18 protein-coding genes and 1 riboswitch are annotated in these 18,372 nt (G+C 42.6%); of the genes, 8 read left to right on the forward strand and 10 right to left on the reverse strand.

What is annotated here, in order from left to right:
• Window positions 1-40: 40 nt before the first annotated feature.
• Both AXF17_RS00330 and AXF17_RS00335 read right to left on the reverse strand, forming a co-directional pair.
• On the reverse strand, window positions 41-3,148 hold the full coding sequence (locus AXF17_RS00330; RefSeq protein WP_094233287.1) for a hypothetical protein: 3,108 nt from the start codon (window positions 3,146-3,148) through the stop codon (window positions 41-43).
• Between the two features lie 251 nt (window positions 3,149-3,399).
• The gene (locus AXF17_RS00335; protein ID WP_094233288.1) at window positions 3,400-4,326 is read right to left on the reverse strand and encodes a DMT family transporter; all 927 of its coding nucleotides are present in this window, start codon (window positions 4,324-4,326) and stop codon (window positions 3,400-3,402) included.
• Between the two features lie 232 nt (window positions 4,327-4,558).
• On the opposite strand from AXF17_RS00335, the gene AXF17_RS00340 reads away from it, so the two are divergent.
• The 3 genes from AXF17_RS00340 to rpsI all read left to right on the forward strand — a co-directional run bounded on the left by AXF17_RS00340 (window position 4,559) and on the right by rpsI (window position 6,127).
• Window positions 4,559-5,113 (forward strand): GNAT family N-acetyltransferase, encoded by a 555-nt coding sequence (locus tag AXF17_RS00340; RefSeq protein ID WP_157682502.1) that lies wholly within the window; start codon window positions 4,559-4,561, stop codon window positions 5,111-5,113.
• Window positions 5,114-5,285: 172 nt separating this feature from the next.
• Window positions 5,286-5,714 (forward strand): 50S ribosomal protein L13, encoded by a 429-nt coding sequence (gene rplM / locus AXF17_RS00345; protein WP_094233290.1) that lies wholly within the window; start codon window positions 5,286-5,288, stop codon window positions 5,712-5,714.
• Window positions 5,715-5,731: 17 nt separating this feature from the next.
• On the forward strand, window positions 5,732-6,127 hold the full coding sequence (rpsI, locus tag AXF17_RS00350; protein ID WP_094233291.1) for a 30S ribosomal protein S9: 396 nt from the start codon (window positions 5,732-5,734) through the stop codon (window positions 6,125-6,127).
• Between the two features lie 1,066 nt (window positions 6,128-7,193).
• On the opposite strand, the gene thrH is transcribed toward rpsI, so the two are convergent.
• The 6 genes from thrH to ribD all read right to left on the reverse strand — a co-directional run bounded on the left by thrH (window position 7,194) and on the right by ribD (window position 12,403).
• The gene (thrH, locus tag AXF17_RS00355) at window positions 7,194-7,793 is read right to left on the reverse strand and encodes a bifunctional phosphoserine phosphatase/homoserine phosphotransferase ThrH (RefSeq protein ID WP_094233292.1); all 600 of its coding nucleotides are present in this window, start codon (window positions 7,791-7,793) and stop codon (window positions 7,194-7,196) included.
• Window positions 7,794-7,802: 9 nt separating this feature from the next.
• Window positions 7,803-8,528, reverse strand: coding sequence for an HAD family hydrolase (locus AXF17_RS00360; RefSeq protein ID WP_094233293.1), 726 nt, complete (start codon window positions 8,526-8,528; stop codon window positions 7,803-7,805).
• A gap of 208 nt (window positions 8,529-8,736) precedes the next feature.
• A complete protein-coding gene (gene ribH / locus AXF17_RS00365; RefSeq protein WP_094233294.1) occupies window positions 8,737-9,210 on the reverse strand; it encodes a 6,7-dimethyl-8-ribityllumazine synthase in 474 nt (157 codons plus the stop codon).
• Between the two features lie 12 nt (window positions 9,211-9,222).
• Window positions 9,223-10,449, reverse strand: coding sequence for a bifunctional 3,4-dihydroxy-2-butanone-4-phosphate synthase/GTP cyclohydrolase II (locus AXF17_RS00370; RefSeq protein WP_094233295.1), 1,227 nt, complete (start codon window positions 10,447-10,449; stop codon window positions 9,223-9,225).
• Between the two features lie 11 nt (window positions 10,450-10,460).
• Window positions 10,461-11,135, reverse strand: a complete 675-nt coding sequence (locus AXF17_RS00375; protein ID WP_094233296.1) for a riboflavin synthase — start codon at window positions 11,133-11,135, stop codon at window positions 10,461-10,463.
• Window positions 11,135-12,403: a bifunctional diaminohydroxyphosphoribosylaminopyrimidine deaminase/5-amino-6-(5-phosphoribosylamino)uracil reductase RibD gene (gene ribD / locus AXF17_RS00380; RefSeq protein ID WP_330398498.1), complete on the reverse strand. Its 1,269-nt coding sequence runs from the start codon at window positions 12,401-12,403 to the stop codon at window positions 11,135-11,137. The genes AXF17_RS00375 and ribD overlap by 1 nt, the downstream gene beginning before the upstream one ends.
• Window positions 12,404-12,528: 125 nt before the next feature.
• A riboswitch (FMN riboswitch) is annotated at window positions 12,529-12,644 on the reverse strand.
• Between the two features lie 231 nt (window positions 12,645-12,875).
• Between ribD and AXF17_RS00385 the strand changes: the two genes are divergently transcribed.
• Together AXF17_RS00385 and AXF17_RS00390 are read left to right on the forward strand one after the other, a co-directional pair.
• Window positions 12,876-13,829 carry a 3-hydroxyacyl-CoA dehydrogenase gene (locus AXF17_RS00385; protein WP_094233297.1) on the forward strand — a complete coding sequence of 318 codons (954 nt, stop codon included), beginning with the start codon at window positions 12,876-12,878 and terminating at the stop codon, window positions 13,827-13,829.
• 300 nt (window positions 13,830-14,129) lie between these two features.
• Entirely contained in the window at window positions 14,130-14,702 is a 573-nt protein-coding gene (locus tag AXF17_RS00390) for a hypothetical protein (protein ID WP_094233298.1), read from the forward strand.
• A gap of 104 nt (window positions 14,703-14,806) precedes the next feature.
• On the opposite strand, the gene AXF17_RS00395 is transcribed toward AXF17_RS00390, so the two are convergent.
• Both AXF17_RS00395 and AXF17_RS00400 read right to left on the reverse strand, forming a co-directional pair.
• A complete protein-coding gene (locus AXF17_RS00395; RefSeq protein WP_094233299.1) occupies window positions 14,807-15,190 on the reverse strand; it encodes a hypothetical protein in 384 nt (127 codons plus the stop codon).
• A complete protein-coding gene (locus AXF17_RS00400; RefSeq protein WP_330398499.1) occupies window positions 15,187-15,513 on the reverse strand; it encodes a hypothetical protein in 327 nt (108 codons plus the stop codon). Before AXF17_RS00400 ends, AXF17_RS00395 begins: the two co-directional genes overlap by 4 nt.
• 368 nt (window positions 15,514-15,881) lie before the next feature.
• Here AXF17_RS00400 and AXF17_RS00405 point away from each other — a divergent pair, with 368 nt between their 5' ends.
• The 3 genes from AXF17_RS00405 to AXF17_RS00415 all read left to right on the forward strand — a co-directional run.
• On the forward strand, window positions 15,882-16,886 hold the full coding sequence (locus tag AXF17_RS00405) for a metal ABC transporter substrate-binding protein (protein WP_094233300.1): 1,005 nt from the start codon (window positions 15,882-15,884) through the stop codon (window positions 16,884-16,886).
• A gap of 28 nt (window positions 16,887-16,914) precedes the next feature.
• Window positions 16,915-17,613: a metal ABC transporter ATP-binding protein gene (locus tag AXF17_RS00410; protein WP_237049085.1), complete on the forward strand. Its 699-nt coding sequence runs from the start codon at window positions 16,915-16,917 to the stop codon at window positions 17,611-17,613.
• Window positions 17,606-18,372 (forward strand): metal ABC transporter permease (locus AXF17_RS00415; RefSeq protein ID WP_237049049.1); only part of this gene is annotated, 767 nt, incomplete at its 3' end. The genes AXF17_RS00410 and AXF17_RS00415, both read left to right, overlap by 8 nt.

The following is an 18,372-nucleotide window of genomic DNA, read 5'->3' on the forward strand; positions in this document are numbered from 1 at the left end:
TCATCAGATAATGCTATCTGTTCTCTAGCACACCCTGTCACTATGCGGACTTTTTCCTCATAACGATTACAACGCCTAGTAGTAAGCTTGCAATTACGAATGTGAACATAAACTCAAATCCCATGGAATCGCCAGTCTTAACGATCTTTCCATTTGGAGCCTTCTTAGCCATGTGAGAAGCAACTGTAAACTCTGAATTTAGAGAACCGTTGTCGAAACGAACGGTTACAGCGTGCTTTCCTGGCTTAAGCGACTTGAGATACGATGTGTGAAGAGTAATTCTTGCACTTCCTTTTACAACGTCGTAGTTACTTGGATCTACAACCTTACCATCAATCTCAACGCCTCTGAATCTCTCAAATGTCTTTTCATCGTCAGTCTTGGACTTTACAATTATGAGTAGACCATTGTTGTCATTGTTCCAAACAAGATTTCCATTAGCTACATAGTAATCCGATGCACTGTTTGTAACATCTCCGTTGTTGCTTGGATTTGGTACGTTTGGTTGTGTATTGTTGTTATTATTATCTCCCTGGTCGTTTCCTGGGTTAACTGGCTTTTCTGGCTCTGTTGGCTTTTCTGGCTCTGCTGGCTTGTGGTCAGTGTACTCAATAACATTGTTGTACATCGACATCGAGGACATATCGAATGATACTATGTATCCACCATCAGATGCCAAAATCTGCTTGAATGGAACCTTTACAAGCTTTCCATCCTTGTCAACGTAGTAAACCTGCTTTACATCCTTGCCATCTGGAACTAGTCTGCTAACCTTGAAGTTTCCTCTTACAAGCTTCGAAAGCTCAGTACGATACATGTTGATCATATCGATATCTAGAACTTCGTAGTCTTTACCCTCAAGACCCTTTACACTCTCTTTAGGAAGCTTTCTAACGCTCACTAGGTAATCGCCCTTTCCGAAGTTTAGACCAGTTACAGCCGTAGTATTATCGATATCGATAAGTGTAGTGTTGTTCTTGCCCTCTTCGCTCTTAGGCTTGAGTATAAGTTCATTAACACTTCCGCAACTAAAATGATTGAACGCGTACTTCGCAGCTCCCCATTCAGACTTATCCTTCATAGTCATTGGGAAAGAATCTAGAGTGTATCTTGAATCATCAACATATACCATGTAGTTCTGATCCTCAATCAGCGAATATTCAACAACGCCATCTTTTACAGTTGCAGTAACCTGCTCATATTCACTTACAAACTTAATCTTAACGTTATCAACAGGATTGTGATCCTTGTCGAAAACCGGAAGTGTGTAAGCTACACGCTTTGCAACTTCAGGGTTGCTCACGTACATCTGTCTTAGAGTTAAGTAGAATGCATCTACTTTTCTTCCATTCTGTTTCGATGGAACCGGCTTTTCACCAGTCTTGTTCAGAACAAGGTAAGCATTAGGCATTTCGAAGTCGCCATCCTCAGCAAATACAATGTAGTTATGCCCCTTTATCATCTCAACATCAGGTAGAACTCCGTTGCTTGACTGAACTTTAGTCTCTACAGTCTGTGTTGTAGCATTGTAGAAGATGAAAGTAATCTTCTTCTTGATAGGCTTATACTCGTTTGCAGATGCCTTTCTTAAAACTGGCATATTCTTGAGAATTACCTTCTCCTTCTCGAAAATCTTTGCATACTGCTCTGGCTTGAACTTTGCGCACTCGTCGCATGGTCCACAAGGATTTCCGTCGTCGCCACTGTTATTTCCATTGTTGCCACCTGGATTAACAGAATCGCTTCCAGGTTTCTTACCGTCTTTTCTAACAAGTTCGATGAGTCTGCACTGCAAGTAACCATCTATATCATTCGCATCATATCCTTCAACAATAGGATTATACTTGCCCTGCTTGTTTTTCTTCATTGTGAACTCAATCTTATCCTTCATAACGAATGTATCGTTATCATCTAGCTTAAGCTCATAAGGAACATTTGCTTCGGTATTGATTGTAAGTTCACCCTGCTCACTATAAATAACCTTAGACTTGCCGTTATCCTTGCGCACTAGTCTGAAAGGTAGACCTGCCTTTGCAGCATAACCACCATCAGAAACCTTAAGAACTGTAATTGAAGAAGTTGCCGCAGGATTCTCTAGCTCGCTCTGCTCCTTAACCTTGTGGAATACAAGTTTTGCAATCGGCTTCTCAGCTCCGTTTATACCCTCATCATAATCGTAGTACAGAGGATATTCGTTTTCATATCTAGCATATATACGCATTAGATGCTTGCTGTTGTAAGCCCCAACGATTGTATAGTCTGCATATGAGGGATTAGCAGTATCCATTCCAATCTTATACTGAGTTTCTGCCTTCATCTTAACGCCGTGAATCTTGCCACCCTTAACGGTGAATTTCTCGAATTCATACGACCAGTCAGCAACTCTGCTCATATCAATAAGCTCTAACTGTACGCCGTCAGGCATTGGAGTTCCGTCATCTAGAACTACTTCGATATCACGAACATTCGCTAGTTTACCCTTATCTACTCTCTTCTTCTCGTCAGGCTGTGGCTCTGATGGGGTTTCACTGTTGTCGTCAATTTCCTTGAGAGTAACTTTTGTTACAGGCTTGCTCTCGAGAAGCTTTTTGTTCTGCCTATCATACCAAACGAGAGTCTTCCCCTCTGCAGATATTCCAACTGGAATAGTGCCAAGATTTGCATCAGCCTCAACAATTTTGTGAGTATTCATCTTCTCATCGTCCCATGAGATTCCAAGACGATACTCTCTATCTGATATTAACTGAAGTTCGAGCTTTCCGTTCTTAACCTCATAATCCTTCTGGTCATTATTAACTGGATCGTCTAGTGTGAAAACAACTCCGTCTTCAACTGGTGTTCCATCCTTGTAAGCAACCTTTACGGTTGTTGTAACTACCTTTTTAGAAGCCTTTGGGCTTGTTGTAGTAGGCTTTTCATTTGCAGATGTTACTGCAGGCTTTTCCTGTGCTGCAACTTCTGTAGCAGCGTTAGCGGTTTCTTTTGAAACGCCCTCACTCTCAGTAGTTAAGGTATTTGCAGCAGCTGTTCCCTCTGCAGGTGCAGCATCATCAGCCATGACATGCCACGGCATCATAGTGAGAATCAGGATTGCTGTTAGCAAAACCCCTGAAATCTTCGCTTTTAGTCCTTTCTTTTTCGTAACCATTACTGTCCTTTCCTCGTTTTAATCAATAAGTGTTATGTGCAAAAAATAGTAAAAGTTGCACCACCATTCGCTCCCATCTCGCGAATAACAGCATAACTCCACAATCTAGTCACATTTTATCGCAATCGTAAAAATGTTAACAATAATTGTTGCTTATACCGGTGTGTGCAACTATTGACACTTTTTATTATTAATATTAACTATTGTACAGAAAGGTACTATCTATGCATGCGCTTATGATACGTATACAGCTAATTATCTTGTCTTGATTTTTCTGGTGATTTCCACTGCACTTGAGCGACCACAGTCGATGCGAAAATTACCGCACAGCCACCCCACTCAACAAGCGTCATATGCTCATTTAGAACAAGTACGCCTAGAATCGCGGCAAATACCGACTCGAGGCTCATCAGCAGCGAAGCTAAAGTCGGGTTCGTATATTTCTGGCCGATTATCTGCATTGTGTATGCTAGTGCGGTCGGGATTAGTGCGGAATACAGTGTTACGAGAAGAGAATTTTTAATCATTTCCATCGTAGTATGCTCAACTATAAATGCCACGATTAGCGTAAGCACTCCACACACGAGCATCTGTGCTGCAGATAGCATAATCGCATTGTTCTTAGTTACATGTTTAGACACCGAAATTATCTGCATAGCGAAGAATAGCGAGCTCAGGAGAGTAATCACATCTCCTTTTCCTAGATTAGAAAATCCTCCGTGAAGGCTGAGCATAGCAAATCCAATTATCGCCATAAGTACAGCAATCCAGATCTTCAGTTCTACCTTGTGCCCTGCAAATATTCCCAGCAGCGGCACGAGTATTATATAGATTACGATAATGAACCCTGCTCTACCTACGGGTACATCTATTAGGCCGACCTGCTGAAGGCTCGATGCCATGGCGAGCAGAAAACCACACACAAGACTTCCTTTTAGAAGACTGATTTTACGAGATTTAACAACACTCTCGCCGTGAATCTTTGCGCTAAAAAACTCCTTTGGCTTTGCCATCTTTATTACAAGCGGCAAAAGCGCAAGCCCCGCAATAACCATTCTCGATCCATTAAAGAAGTATGGACCAATTGTATCCATCCCCATCTTCTGTGCGATGAAACCGCTTCCCCATATGACTGCCGCGAGTAGCAGTGCAATATTACCTTTGTTTCCATTACTCATGTTAATCACTAGTCTTTAATCTAAATATTTCGTATAGTTAATTTTATTTTTTCTCTGAAATCTACCGACACCACCTCTATTACATCAGTGATTTCAAGTCATTCGTTAGATACATCGAGATTATAACATGCATATTTATGCAAGTGAACAATATGCAATTAGGTATGATAAGATATACAATTTTTTGGTATAATAGGGCATAAATTAATCGGATACTAGAGGAGGAATCAACGTGATAGAAACTAACCACATTATACTTCGTAAGGCATCCTTCGCTGACTGCGATCTTTTTGCAGAATGGGAGTCACGAGAAAATGTCATCGAGCATTTCTGTACGACCGGCAAGCGCGACCTCGACACGATTACCGATGAATTCCACAATGTCATTCACGATACAACTCGCGAGTGGCTTACAATAGTTGAGAAATCAAGCAAGAAGCCACTTGGTAAAATCGATATTACGAATATAGACCCTATTAACGATTCGTTAAATATCGCTATTATCTACCTCGCTGACGAGTCCGCTCGCGGCAAAGGATATGGAACAGAATCGATGGAGGCGCTACTACGTCACTCTTTCGAGGAGCTCGGTACACATAGAGTTACCGTGTCTCATTTTCCGGATGACACAGTAGCTTCTCACCTATACACAAAACTAGGTTTTAGGACTGAAGGAATACTCAAGTTAGCAGGAAAACGTAGTAAGGAGTATTTTGATATGGAGCTTAGGGCGATTCTTGTCGAGGAGTGGGAAGAGCAGAACGAAATAAAAGCTTTAAACGCTTGACTTTAAGCGTTTTGAATAATATAATTGTTAGGCATATTGTGCAAATGGAGTAGGGTTCTGCCCGGTAGCTCCGACACTAAGTTATTTTTAGTATGTCGAACAAGATCCTCGGATCCCAGTAGACAGTGCCGAAATCAATCTTCGGATTTGAGTAGGTAAGAAAGGAAATGAAATGAAGTCTTACATCGCTAAGCCTGCAGATATCGACCACAAGTGGTACGTTATCGATGCAGAAGACAAGACTCTAGGTAAGATTGCAGCTGAAATTGCAATAATCCTAAGAGGAAAGAAGAAGCCTATCTACACACCTCACGTTGACTGCGGAGACTACGTAGTTGTTGTAAATGCTGAGAAGGTTGCAGTAACAGGCAAGAAAGAAAAGCAGAAGATTTACAAGAGCCACAGTGGATATCCAGGTGGTCTCAAGGAGACAACTCTTGCAGAACTTCGCGCTAAGAAGCCGGAAGAGATCATCCGTCACGCTGTTAAGGGCATGATGCCTAAAGGTAAGCTCGGCAGACAGATGTTCAAGAAGCTAAAGGTATATGCAGGACCTGAGCATCCACATGCTGCACAGAGTCCTGAAGAGTGGACATTCTAGGAAGGGAGGATTAGAAGATGGCTAAAGAAATGTATCAGGCAACAGGAAGAAGAAAATCTTCGATTGCTAGAGTCAGATTACTCCCTGGAACAGGAAGAATCGTTGTAAACAAAAAGGATCTTGAAGAGTACTTCGGACTTGAAGTTCTTAAGAACGAGGTTAAGAGACCTTTCGAAATCACCGGAACAGCTGGCAAATACGATGTAATCGCACTTGTTAACGGTGGTGGTACAACTGGACAGGCCGGAGCGCTTAGACACGGTATCTCAAGAGCACTTTGCGAAGTAGATGCTGAAGCTAACAGGCCGGCACTTAAGGCTGCTGGATTCCTAACGAGAGATCCTCGTATGAAGGAAAGAAAGAAGTACGGTCTCAAGAAAGCTAGAAGAGCTAGCCAGTTCTCGAAGCGTTAATCCACGCAACAAAAGCGATAGTAACTCAAATTCAAAACAGTTCCCTTTGCATTTGCATAGGGAACTGTTTTTATTATATGAATCAAATTATTTAGGCTCTATAAACTTTTTAGGGGTTTTGTAAAAATCACCTTTAACGAAGTTTGGGGCGTTTTATGAAAAAAGAAAGACGATAATCATTTTTACACATTGAATTGATTATCGTCTTTTTAAGGGTCATCAAAGTTTTTAGGGTTTGCCAAAGTTTTTTAGGGGCGCATTTTAGGATCTGGTTTTAGGGCCTTACGAAATGTAAATGGATTGGGCAGTTTGCCCAATCCATTTTGCACGGAAAACATTAGTGGTTTGATTATTAGCCTTTTATAAGTTCTAAAATAATAATGTACTAAAATTATCAAATAAAAATGCTCAGTTTGTATAATGCAAGGTAGCTACGCCGAAGACAAAAGGTAAAGTTTAATCTCAAATGAAGCTCCTTGATGAAATACGTACGTATAGCGGCAAATTGAACTTTGTCGGTCTTTGTTGATTGATTAATCGAATCAATCAAAGGGCAAACAATTCAATGTGCAAAGGAACAGGTAAAATTCCTGTATTGGAATTTGAAAAGGAAAAAAGTTCTTACTGCCGCTACCACCCGGCTCAGTAAGGAATCAATACAGAATTAAAACCATAAGTGTCAAAGTGAATTCTGCAGCAATGATTAGAATTAAGTCAACCATGTACCTCCATTTTGAAAAATGCAATACTGTTTTGGTCTGATGACAACTCAATCATTCTATTATCAGAATGTTGCTGTCAAAATTGCTGCAACTTCAAAGCCTGTGAATGAATGTGATAAGCCGAATTTATTGTAACAGTTAAAGGTTTCACCTAATGAGATTAAGGAGATTAAGAGGACTAATTTTTTTATAGTTTAAGGATGGCATATGCTGCACTTAACGCATTACCATAAGATAAGTCTATATATTATATTTTAATAAAAATGACAAACCCGCTGCGGCTGTTGGTCACAACAACTATAGCGGGTTATGCTATTTCATTAAATTTGTATCTTTGTCACAACTTACAGAGCCTTCTTAATCGCATCTAGCAAATCGTCAAACTCCTTGAAAGCTGGGAACTGCGGATAATCAGCTTTGATTGACTCTGTGCTTCTGAACAGGAATCCGGCCTTGCTAGCCTCAATCATAGCTAAGTCATTAAAGCTGTCTCCAGCTGCAATTGTCTCGAAGCCGCATGACTGCAGGGCTCTTACGGTTGTGAGTTTTGACTTTTCGCAGCGCATCTTGAAGCCTTCTATCATTCCATCTTCGCCAATGATTAGCTCGTTACAGAATAGCACCGGCCATCCTAGTTTAGCCATGAGTGGCTGAGCGAACTGAGAAAATGTATCACTGAGGATTATAGCCTGAGTTGTCGCACGAAGTTCATCTAAAAACTCCTTTGCTCCTGGTAATGGATCGATTCTAGCGATTACATCCTGAATCTCCTTTAGTCCGAGTCCATGCTCTCTTAGGATATCAAGTCTGTAATTCATGAGCTTGTCGTAATCTGGCTCATCTCTAGTCGTCTTCTTTAGTTCCTCGATTCCTGTCTCTTCTGCAAAGGCAATCCAAATCTCAGGTACTAATACGCCTTCCATATCTAAGCATACAATGTTCATCTTAACCCCCTAACAATCCGGTAATCTAGCAATTATATCTGGCAGCTCTCTAAATGAGTTAGCTCTTGCATCAGCCTCATCGAGCTCCCCAGATTTTGCATATCCGTAGTCACATGCGATAAATAAGATATCGTTATTGACTGCTGCCTCTTGGTCGTTGAACCTGTCGCCAATCATCACGTATGTCAGTTCAGGTTCATCACTTATTATAGAGCTTAACACATCCGCCTTGGACTTCCAATCCCAGGAGCCACAATCTATGTATTTCTCAAACCACTTATCTGTGTCAAATCTCTTCCTGTTAAATTCTGCATATCCGTGATCTGAGTTGCTCAGAATCATCATTCTGTAGTCCTGCTCTTTGAGTTTATCTAGCGTTTCTCTGGCGCCAGCATACCAGGGATCAGCACCATCGCGTACCAGTGTGCGCATGTAGGCGCCGACGCGCGCCGCTGCGGCCGCCCTGGCGTCCGCTGAGAGCGCTGGGGCGAAGTCTGCCCACATCTCGTCACTACGAAGCCCCAGCCAGCTCTCCATGCGCTCATAGCTAGGATTTTCGATCTGAACCCCATATATGGTTCTCAGCCCTTTTGCAATATCAAAAATCGCTGGCGCATAGATTTTCATAGTTTCCTGAATAGTGCCATCATAGTCAAATACCAGCATTACCTTGCTCTTATCTGTTCCTTCTGACTTTATGCTTTCACTACTCTTAATCTCCATACTCTTATTCATTTATATGACCAATCCCTATTCATCCTTTGAAAACAAGGCAGACTGAATCAGCCTGCCTTGCGATTATTTAGTTTAGACATTCTGCAGTCTCGCTATAAACATCCACTGGCTGATTAGGTTATCAGAACAGCTTGTATCTGTGATCCAAGATTACTCTTTTTACTCTCATACGCTTAAGCAATCCGGCAACTTCGCGATAAGCCTATAATTATAGCTGATCTACGAGATTTACCATCTCGATTGCAGATAGAGCGCAATCATATCCCTTGTTTCCAACCTTGCTTCCTGCACGAGCGATTGCCTGTTCAATATTCTCAGTAGTGATTACTCCAAACATAGTTGGTACGCCTGTCTGCATAGAAATCTGAGCCACACCCTTTGCAGCCTCATTGCACACTAGTTCATAATGAGATGTCTGTCCTCTGATTACAGCTCCGAGTACGATAACTGCATTGTACTTTCCAGACTCAGCCATCTTCTTAGCAACTGTTGGTAGCTCAAATGCACCAGGAACCCAAGCAGCTGTGATATTCTCTTCCTTAACGTTGTGACGTACAAGTCCGTCGATTGCGCCACTTAGCAGCTTGCTCACAACGATTTCATTGAAACGAGCAGCAACTATTCCTACCTTCATGCCTTCTTTAGCAACGACTTTGCCTTCTAATAGATTGATGTTGTTCATGATGATTCCTTTCTACTTATCTAAATCAATTTCGTTGAAAATGTGTCCCATCTTGCTCTTCTTAGTCTTGAGATACATATAATCGAACTTCTGTGGCTTAATCTCAATCGGAACTCTCTCCGTTATATTCAGAGCAAAATCACTGAGTCCATATACCTTCTCTGGATTGTTAGTCATAAGTCTAAGTGACTTGCAGCCGAGGTCTCTAAGAATCTGTGCACCCACCCAGTACTCTCTGAGATCCGGTGCAAATCCAAGCTTTACGTTTGCCTCAACTGTATCATAACCCTCTTCCTGAAGAGCGTACGCTTTAATCTTGTTGATTAGCCCGATTCCACGGCCTTCTTGTCTCATATAAAGCAGGATTCCGCGACCTTCCTTTTCTATCATCTCGAGCGACTTCTCCAGCTGTAGTCCGCAGTCGCATCTCAGAGAACCGAACGTATCTCCTGTGAGACACTCCGAATGAACTCGGCAGAGCACATCCTTGCCATCGCCGATATCTCCCTTAACTAGAGCCACGTGATGCTCGCCAGTGATATCGTTGATGTAGCCGTACATCTTAAATTCGCCATACATGGTCGGCATTTTCGCTACCGCCTCACGGATTACGTGACACTCGTTGATACGGAGGTAATCCTGTAACTGCTTAATCGTTATAAATGCAAGATCATATTCCTCTGCGATTTCCCATAGCTTCGGAGTTCTCATCATCGTGCCGTCATCATCCATGATTTCACAGCATACGCCACACTCTTTAAGACCTGCAAGTCTCAGCAGGTCCACTGTCGCCTCGGTGTGTCCGTTTCTAACCAGCACGCCGCCTCTCTTTGCAACTAGCGGGAATACATGACCGGGTCTTCTGAAATCGCCGGGCTTTGAATCCGGATCGACGCACTTTCTCATCGTGAATCCACGCTCTTGAGCTGAGATACCGGTCGTGGTATCTATGTGGTCGATGGAAACTGTAAATGCAGTTTCGTGATTATCCGTGTTCTCCGACACCATCGCAGGGAAGTTTAGTTTCCTTGCAAGCTCAATGCTCATCGGTGTGCAGATAAGACCTTTGGCAATGCTTGCCATCATATTGATATTCTCCTGTGTTGCGAACTCCGCAGCACAGATCATATCGCCTTCATTTTCTCTATCTGGATCATCAGTGCAGAGGATTATTTTCCCCGCCCTCAGATCCTCAATCGCTCTTTCGATTGAATCGTATTCGCGTTTTCTACTATTCATCGAATCTCCTTTCAGAACCCATTTTCCGCCAGAAACTCAAGTGTAAGCCCGCTTCCTGTCTCGCTATCTTGTCCATCGCCACCGTATAAAGTCGGCTTACCAAGCCCCAGTAGTTTCTCAACGTATTTACCCACTACGTCATTTTCAAGGTTAACTTTATCACCCACATGCCTCTTCAGCAGAGTGGTCTCCTCACTAGTGTGAGGTATGATTGAAACCTTAAAACGCTCGCTATCCACATAGGCTACAGTAAGGCTGATTCCATCAATTGCTATGGAGCCCTTCTCGACTATGAGACTCAGGATTTCCGTAGGCGCTTTTATGCTTACCCATACAGCAATTCCGTCATTTTCAAGCGATTCAACAGTTCCAACACCGTCAATATGACCGGAAACTATGTGCCCGCCAAATCTGCCATTTGCTGCCATCGCGCGTTCCATATTAACCTTGTCGCCCACTCTGAGCTGTGAAAATCCCGTTCTCGATATGGTCTCTGGCATGACATCTGCAGTGAAGCCGTCAGCGTGAAGCTCAACCACCGTGAGGCAAACGCCATTCACAGCGATGCTATCTCCAATGTTGGTGTCCTCAAGCACCTTGGTGGCCTCAAGCTCTATGCGCCCTGTCACCCCAGATATATCAAGAGATCTCAGCTTTCCTGTCTCTTCAATGATTCCTGTAAACATTAGTTTTCTCCATCTTCTGGAATATATGTTCCGAGATTATCGATTCTCTTGCATGTAATCATGAGATCTGAACCAATTCTCTCAATATCGTCGAATGAGAATTTGTATGCCATATTCGGGTGGTCTACTCCAATTCCCTCGATAGGACTCTTCGCTTTTCCTCCGAATACTTTAGGTGCGATAAATATTCTTATCTCGTTGATAATGCCCGCTCTCAACGCACTTTCATTGAGATTCCCTCCTCCTTCGAGGAGCACGCTGTCAATATCTAGCTTTCCTAAGTATTCCATCAAGAGAGGAAGGTCAACCTTGCCGTCGTGACCAGGGAAGTTGAATATCCTAACACCTCTCTCGTTGAGCTTAATCGCCTTCTTAGTGAAATCTCCACCTCCGAACTTCTTGCCTAAAGCTTTTGCCAGTGGATTTGCATTATATTCATCCATGTAGAATGGTGCTTTCTCACTAAACCTAACTTCCCCTAACGGTATACCAGAAACTGCACAAACTACAACGGTTTCACTGTCATACTCATCGGCTGTTCTCACTAGCTGGCATTCACTTGAAATCCTTAGCTTGCTGTCACATACGATTCTTATTGGATTTCTGCCATTTTCAATTCTGCAGTTTAGCATCGGGTCATCTGCTATAACCGTATCAACCCCTACCATAATGCTCATACACTCGTGGCGCATCTCGTGCACCTTGTGAATAGCCTCTGGTCCAGTCACCCATCTGGATGCACCAGTCTTGGTAGCAATCTTACCATCGGCTGTCATAGCATACTTCAGTCTTACGTAAGGAATCCTTGTAGTTATGTAGTGGAAGAATATAGGATTTAGAACATCACATTCATCAGCCATAAAATCTTCTACAACCTCAATCCCCGCATCTCTTAGGGTCTGTGCTCCCTTACCTGCTACCTTTGGATTAGGGTCTCTGGAACCGATCACAACTCTGGATATCTCGTTTTCAATAATAGCCTCTGTGCATGGCGGTGTCTTGCCATAGTGGCAGCAAGGTTCCATAGTAACGTACATTGTGGCACCTTCTGCCGAATCGTGAAGAGATGTTATAGCACATCTCTCTGCGTGCATCTGACCGCACTTCATATGGTATCCTTCGCCTATGATCTGTCCATCTTTGACAATTACTGCTCCGACCTTCGGGTTAGGATTAACCCATCCCTCGCCTTTTTGGGCAAGCTCAATTGCTCGGTTCATATACTCCTTGTCTTGTATCATCAGTTCATCAGCTTTCTCTAACGACATTTCTCTCTCCTCATTCGAATAAATATACAATTGACCCGTTCAATTAGAATGGGTATGCACTAAAAAAGAAGCCCCTCAGAGCTCCTGCAATTCATCCCTGTACATATATAATGTACTCTTCAGAATAAAAGCTTCTCCCATCCAGACTTTAACTGTCGGCTTCGGAATCTAACCGAATCATGCCTCTCGGCTCGCGGGCTATACCGCCGGTAGGGAATTACACCCTGCCCTGAAGTCAATTACCATATTTACCAATCCTCAGCATCAATAGTTAAATGTAATAAACTGAGAACTAATAAGTATAATAGAACTAATCTTGAACTCTGTCAATAGCAGCAATTATTCCGAATTGTGTTGTTTTGACGAAATAATTGTGTACCATTAATATTGTGTAGCTTTATTAAATTTTAGGTGTATAATCGAATTATACAAAACTAACGCAAATTGTTATTTATACACAGGAGGTAATCCCATGATTAATAAAAAAGTTACAGTAGCCGGCGGTGGTGTACTCGGTAGCCAGATTGCTTTTCAGATTGCTTTCTCCGGATTCGATACAACGATATGGCTAAGAAGTGAAGGTTCCATCGGTAGATCTCAACCTAAGATTGATAGGCTTTACAAGGTTTATCTATCTGAAATCGAAATCCTAAGACAGAACCTGGGAAAGCCTGGTATTCAAGTTCCTGGTGGCTTCGGTGTAAAAGCTGAAGAGCTCACAAATGAGAAACTCGATGAGCTGACAGTAAGGGTTGAGACAGCTTACAAGAACCTAAAGCTCTCACTCTCTCTCGAAGATTCTGCAAAGGGATGCGACTACTATATAGAGAGTATGGCCGAGATTCCAGATGAAAAGCACGAATTCTACAATAAGCTCGATAAGGTGCTCGACGATAAAACAATCGTAATGACTAACTCTTCGACATTCTTACCTAGCACATTTAAGGCAGACTTATCAAAACCTGAAAGATATCTCGCACTCCACTTTGCCAACAACATCTGGAGAAGTAACATCGGAGAGGTTATGGGCCACAGCGAGACTTCACAGGCTGCATATGACGAGACCGTTGAGTTTGCAAAGGCAATAAACATGGTTCCTATCAAAGTTCTCAAGGAGCAGCCAGGATACCTGCTTAACTCGATGCTTGTACCGTTCCTAAACTCTGCGCAGTATCTACTCGCTAACGGAATCGGAGATCACGAGAATATCGACCGCGCTTGGAAGCTTGGAACTGGTTCTCCACTAGGACCTTTCCAAATCCTCGATATCGTTGGACTCACAACTGCTTACAATATCGTATCCAGCAACCCAGAGGCACAGAATCCTGAGTCAAATGCTGGCAAGATTGCAGCAATGCTCAAGAAGTACATCGATGAAGGTAAGACCGGGGTCAATGCTGGCGAGGGCTTCTACAAATACAAATAGAATTTGTAGTATTTGTACTATTTGCAGTATTTGCAGCATTCGCAGTATTTGCAGTATTCGCAGTATTTGCAGTATTCGCAGTTCCCATGGTTCTAATGGCACGCGCATCGTTCGCTGTATTAATATGCTTTAGAGACTTTTACGAGTAATGCAAATTAAAAGCATGTACATATAAAATCATATAAAAATATATTGGGGCGGCATTTCTGAATAAATGCTGCCTCTTCATTTATTTGTTAATGACCTCGCTGCGCTCTGGTGATATAATACCAATGCTAATAGAAATTAGAGGTAACCAAAATGGCATATATCAACTTTAAAGAGATCGACAATTCGAATGTGAACATCGAATGTACTTCCAGCAGTAATCTAGAAGACTACACGTTAGAAACTTTCTCGTGCGAGGAATTTCTGCAGCACCTAATCAGCAAAGGAATCGTTCCTGTAGATGAAAGCGAAGCTGGCAGACCCCATACACTCAATACTGTTATAGAGCTATATGAGCTATGCAAGAACAACCCTGGCGATGTACAGGTTATGACCGACGCGAATATTAATCAGATAATCGCTTGCCGCGAGAATGCTGATGATAATCAGTTCAAGTTCACTGGCTACAAGCTGCTTGAGCTTCGCTACTACGACTGCGAACCTGAATCACAGATTATCAACTTCAAATATCCGTATACTGAAAGCAAACAATATGACTGTAACTTCAACGTCAAAATGTTCATCAACAACCCCATATTCTTCAACACTGTCATAAGACTTTTGTATGAATATAGCGGACCTATTCTCATATATGATTACTGGAGACCAGTCGGGATGGAGCTTCTCGGCACAGTTGAAGGTATCGAGCAGATTGCACGAGTTTAGGATTTAGATATTTCACATGGCTTGTTCTATATGTTCTATAAGCTTTATAAATAGATATAAGCGAATACACACACTGCTATAATCAGTAGGGATTTTTATTTGCTTTACAACTCAGAGTTTCTATCATTTAGAATATCTAGTTTATATATCGACCTAAGAGCAATTTCCTGATCCAGCACGGAGATGCTCTCGGTGTCTGGGCTGGCCTTAGTAACAATTCCGCTGACTTCCTTATACCTACCGCGGAGCTCTTCACCAGCAAGTGGTTCAAAATATAGAATTCTGACTTCAATACCATTCTCCCTGGCTAAGATGCTATTTCTACACTTTTCATATATAGTTGCAATCTTACAGTCTAAATCAAAGCCTTCATCATCAGTAAGCGCCCTTTCAATATCGTAGATCACTTCCTTATCCGCTAAAGCATCATCATACCCAGATAAGGCTGCAAAAGGTGCAAATATCTTGGCTCGCTTCTCATTTCTCATGCGTGGATACTTGTATGAAAATTTATCACCCTTGTGAACCGGCCGCACTCTATCTCAGCCTTCCTTATAGCCTGTTTAGCTTCAAACAGCCTCGGTCTACCTGGAACGCCAAGTGCCTTGAGAGCAGGTGAAACAGCAAGACAAATCGTGTTATCCGTTCTGCTAGGATCGGCTACTAGAAGTCTGGCCTCAAGCGGATTAAGACCTCTGGCGACGCACTCGACAGATGCATAGTACGACTTCAAGTCTATACATAGGTAAGTTCTGCTCCCTTCAAGTTCCTCCTCATTATTAAATACATTGATCGATATCCTCTCATCCATCTCCACTTCCTGCCAGTGACAAATATTTCGCTTGACTGTTCTGCTTGTCCCAATTATAGTGGAGGTGCAAGCAAAAATCAAACATATGTTCTTTTATTTTCCCGCAAAATCTTCCCTATTTTTGCTTAACTCCGCTGAAGGCAAGGCTTAAAAAAATTTTGATAATTTTGTGAAACTTGCTTTCTACATTGACATGATAAATCTCTGGTGATAAACTGAAAATGATTTTTAATTTCGGTTATTCCCCCAGTATCTGTATCGCTACAGCTCCGACACATGGAAGAATGGCGGTTCTCGGATAAGTGTGGTAACCGATATTACTTTTTACAAAATCTGTATTTTTCACGTTACATACCACGGAGGTCTATATGAAACGTAATAAACTCATTAAAATATTTGCAATTATGATGATTGCAATTCTTTCACTTGGTACACTTGCGAGCTGCGGCAACAAAGAGGCGAACTCCAAGAAACTCAAGATTGTTGTAACCACATTCCCTGAGTATGACTGGGTTAGAGAGATTCTCGGTGACAGAATCAAGGATGTTGACCTGAAGCTGCTTCAGAAGAACGGTACCGATTTGCACAGCTTCCAGCCTTCAGCTAAGGATATCAAGGATATTTCTAATGCTGATATTTTTATCTATGTTGGCGGTGAGTCCGATGAATGGGTCGAGGATGTTCTCAAGAAGAAAAAGAATAAGGATCTCGTTGCAATCAATCTCATGGACGAGATGAAGGATAGCAAGAAGGCCGAGGAAGTTAAGGAAGGTATGCAGGCTGAGAAGGAAGAAGAGGAAGGCGACGGTCATCATCACGAGAACGCTGAGGAAGTCGAGTATGATGAGCACGTGTGGCTGTCTCTAAAGAATGCGATTAAGCTTTGTCAACCTATCGAGAAGGCCATTGCTGATAAAGATAAGAAGCATGCAGATACTTATAAGAAGAACCTCGAAGCTTATACCAAGAAGCTGGAGAAGCTTGACAGCAAATATGCTGAAGCTGTTTCAAATGCTAAGGTTAAGACTCTCATCTTCGGTGATCGTTTCCCATTCCGCTACATGGTGGATGATTATGGTCTGGATTACTATGCTGCATTTGTCGGCTGTTCTGCTGAGTCTGAAGCCAGCTTCGAGACTATCAACTTCCTATCTAACAAGCTCAACCAGCTGAAGATAAAGCATGTCGTAACTATTGAAAACTCTGACCAAAAGATTGCTAAGTCGATAATCAAGAACGCTGATGGAACTAAGAGAGATATCAAGACTCTAGATTCGCTGCAGTCTATGCAGAAAGGTGATCTTAAGAATAAGACTTACCTCAAGACTATGGAGAAAAATCTCAAGGTTCTGCAGGAGATTCTTAACAATTAGGTATTACTAGGAGTATAAATTGAACAAAATGGTAAGAGAGACTAAGGACTCTTCATTTAGTATCATTTGCGAGGGGCTTGCTGTCGGATATTTAGGCAAGCCCCTCTGTAATGAATTCAATTTGGAGATTAATAACGGGGATTATATTTGTATTATAGGGGAAAATGGTGCCGGGAAATCGACCTTGATTAAGACCTTGGTAGGTCTGATTCCAGCGATTAGCGGCAAGGTCTTGCTGCGCGGCGATATCGATAGGAGTGATATTGGTTACTTGCCGCAGCAGCGTGAGATGCAGAAGGATTTCCCGGCTTCCGTATGGGAAGTCGTACTATCCGGCTGCCTGGATAGACTTGGATTTAAGCCTTTTTATGGACATAAGGAGCGAAAGCTTGCCGCTGATGCTATCCGAGAGCTTGACCTCGAGGATATTAAGAACGAGAGCTTTCGCGAGCTGTCCGGCGGGCAGCGGCAGCGCGTGCTCCTCGCACGCGCCATCGCCGGCTCGAAGAAAGTGCTGGTTCTGGACGAGCCGATCACCGGGCTCGACCCGGTGGCCGCTGCCCATCTATACCAGCTACTGAACAAACTGAATCAGACCGGGACTACAATCATAACCATCTCACACGATATAAGCAAAGCGCTATCTGCAGCCAACGAGCTTCTAATAATGTGCGATACACCTCACCTGGCTTCAGAAGCAGAGAGGAGGGAGATTCTAGATGTCTAATATCTCAGAACAGCTACACATGTACCTTTCTCACTCCTTCGTCCTATATGCGCTAATCGTAGGAGTTTCAATCGCCCTCTGCGCAGCTATGGTCGGAGTAACGCTAGTGCTTAAGAGATTTTCATTTATAGGAGATGGCCTGTCACACGTTGCCTTCGGGGCGATGACGGTCGGGACTATTTTACACATATCGAGTAATCTATATATTACCATGCCAGTAACTATAATAGCAGCTATACTGTTGCTCCGTGGTGGTCAGAATAGCAAGGTCATGGGCGATGCCAAGCTTGCGATACTGTCAGTAGTGTCACTTGCCTTCGGATATCTGATGATTAACATATTCTCTTCATCTGCAAACGTGTCGGGTGACGTATGTACGACATTATTTGGCTCCACATCGATATTGACGCTGACGACAGAAGACGTAATCCTATGCCTCGTCATTTCAGCAATAGTTATAATTGCTTTCGTGTTCCTGTATAACAGACTTTTTGCAGTCACATTTGATGAGGAGTACGCGAAAGCGACAGGCACCAAGACAGAAACGTATAATTTAATCATCGCAATCATCATTGCTGTTATAATAGTACTGGGAATGAACTTGGTAGGATCACTTTTGATATCTGCACTAATCATCTTCCCTGCCCTATCGGCAATGTGCGTATTTGGAAGCTTCAGAGCAGTAACCATCTGCTCTATAATCCTATCAATAGTTGCGGCCTTGACTGGAATGTTTATATCAATCCTAGGCGGAACTCC

The organism is Mogibacterium pumilum (assembly GCF_002243385.1).
Taxonomy (GTDB): Bacteria; Bacillota; Clostridia; order Peptostreptococcales; family Anaerovoracaceae; genus Mogibacterium; species Mogibacterium pumilum.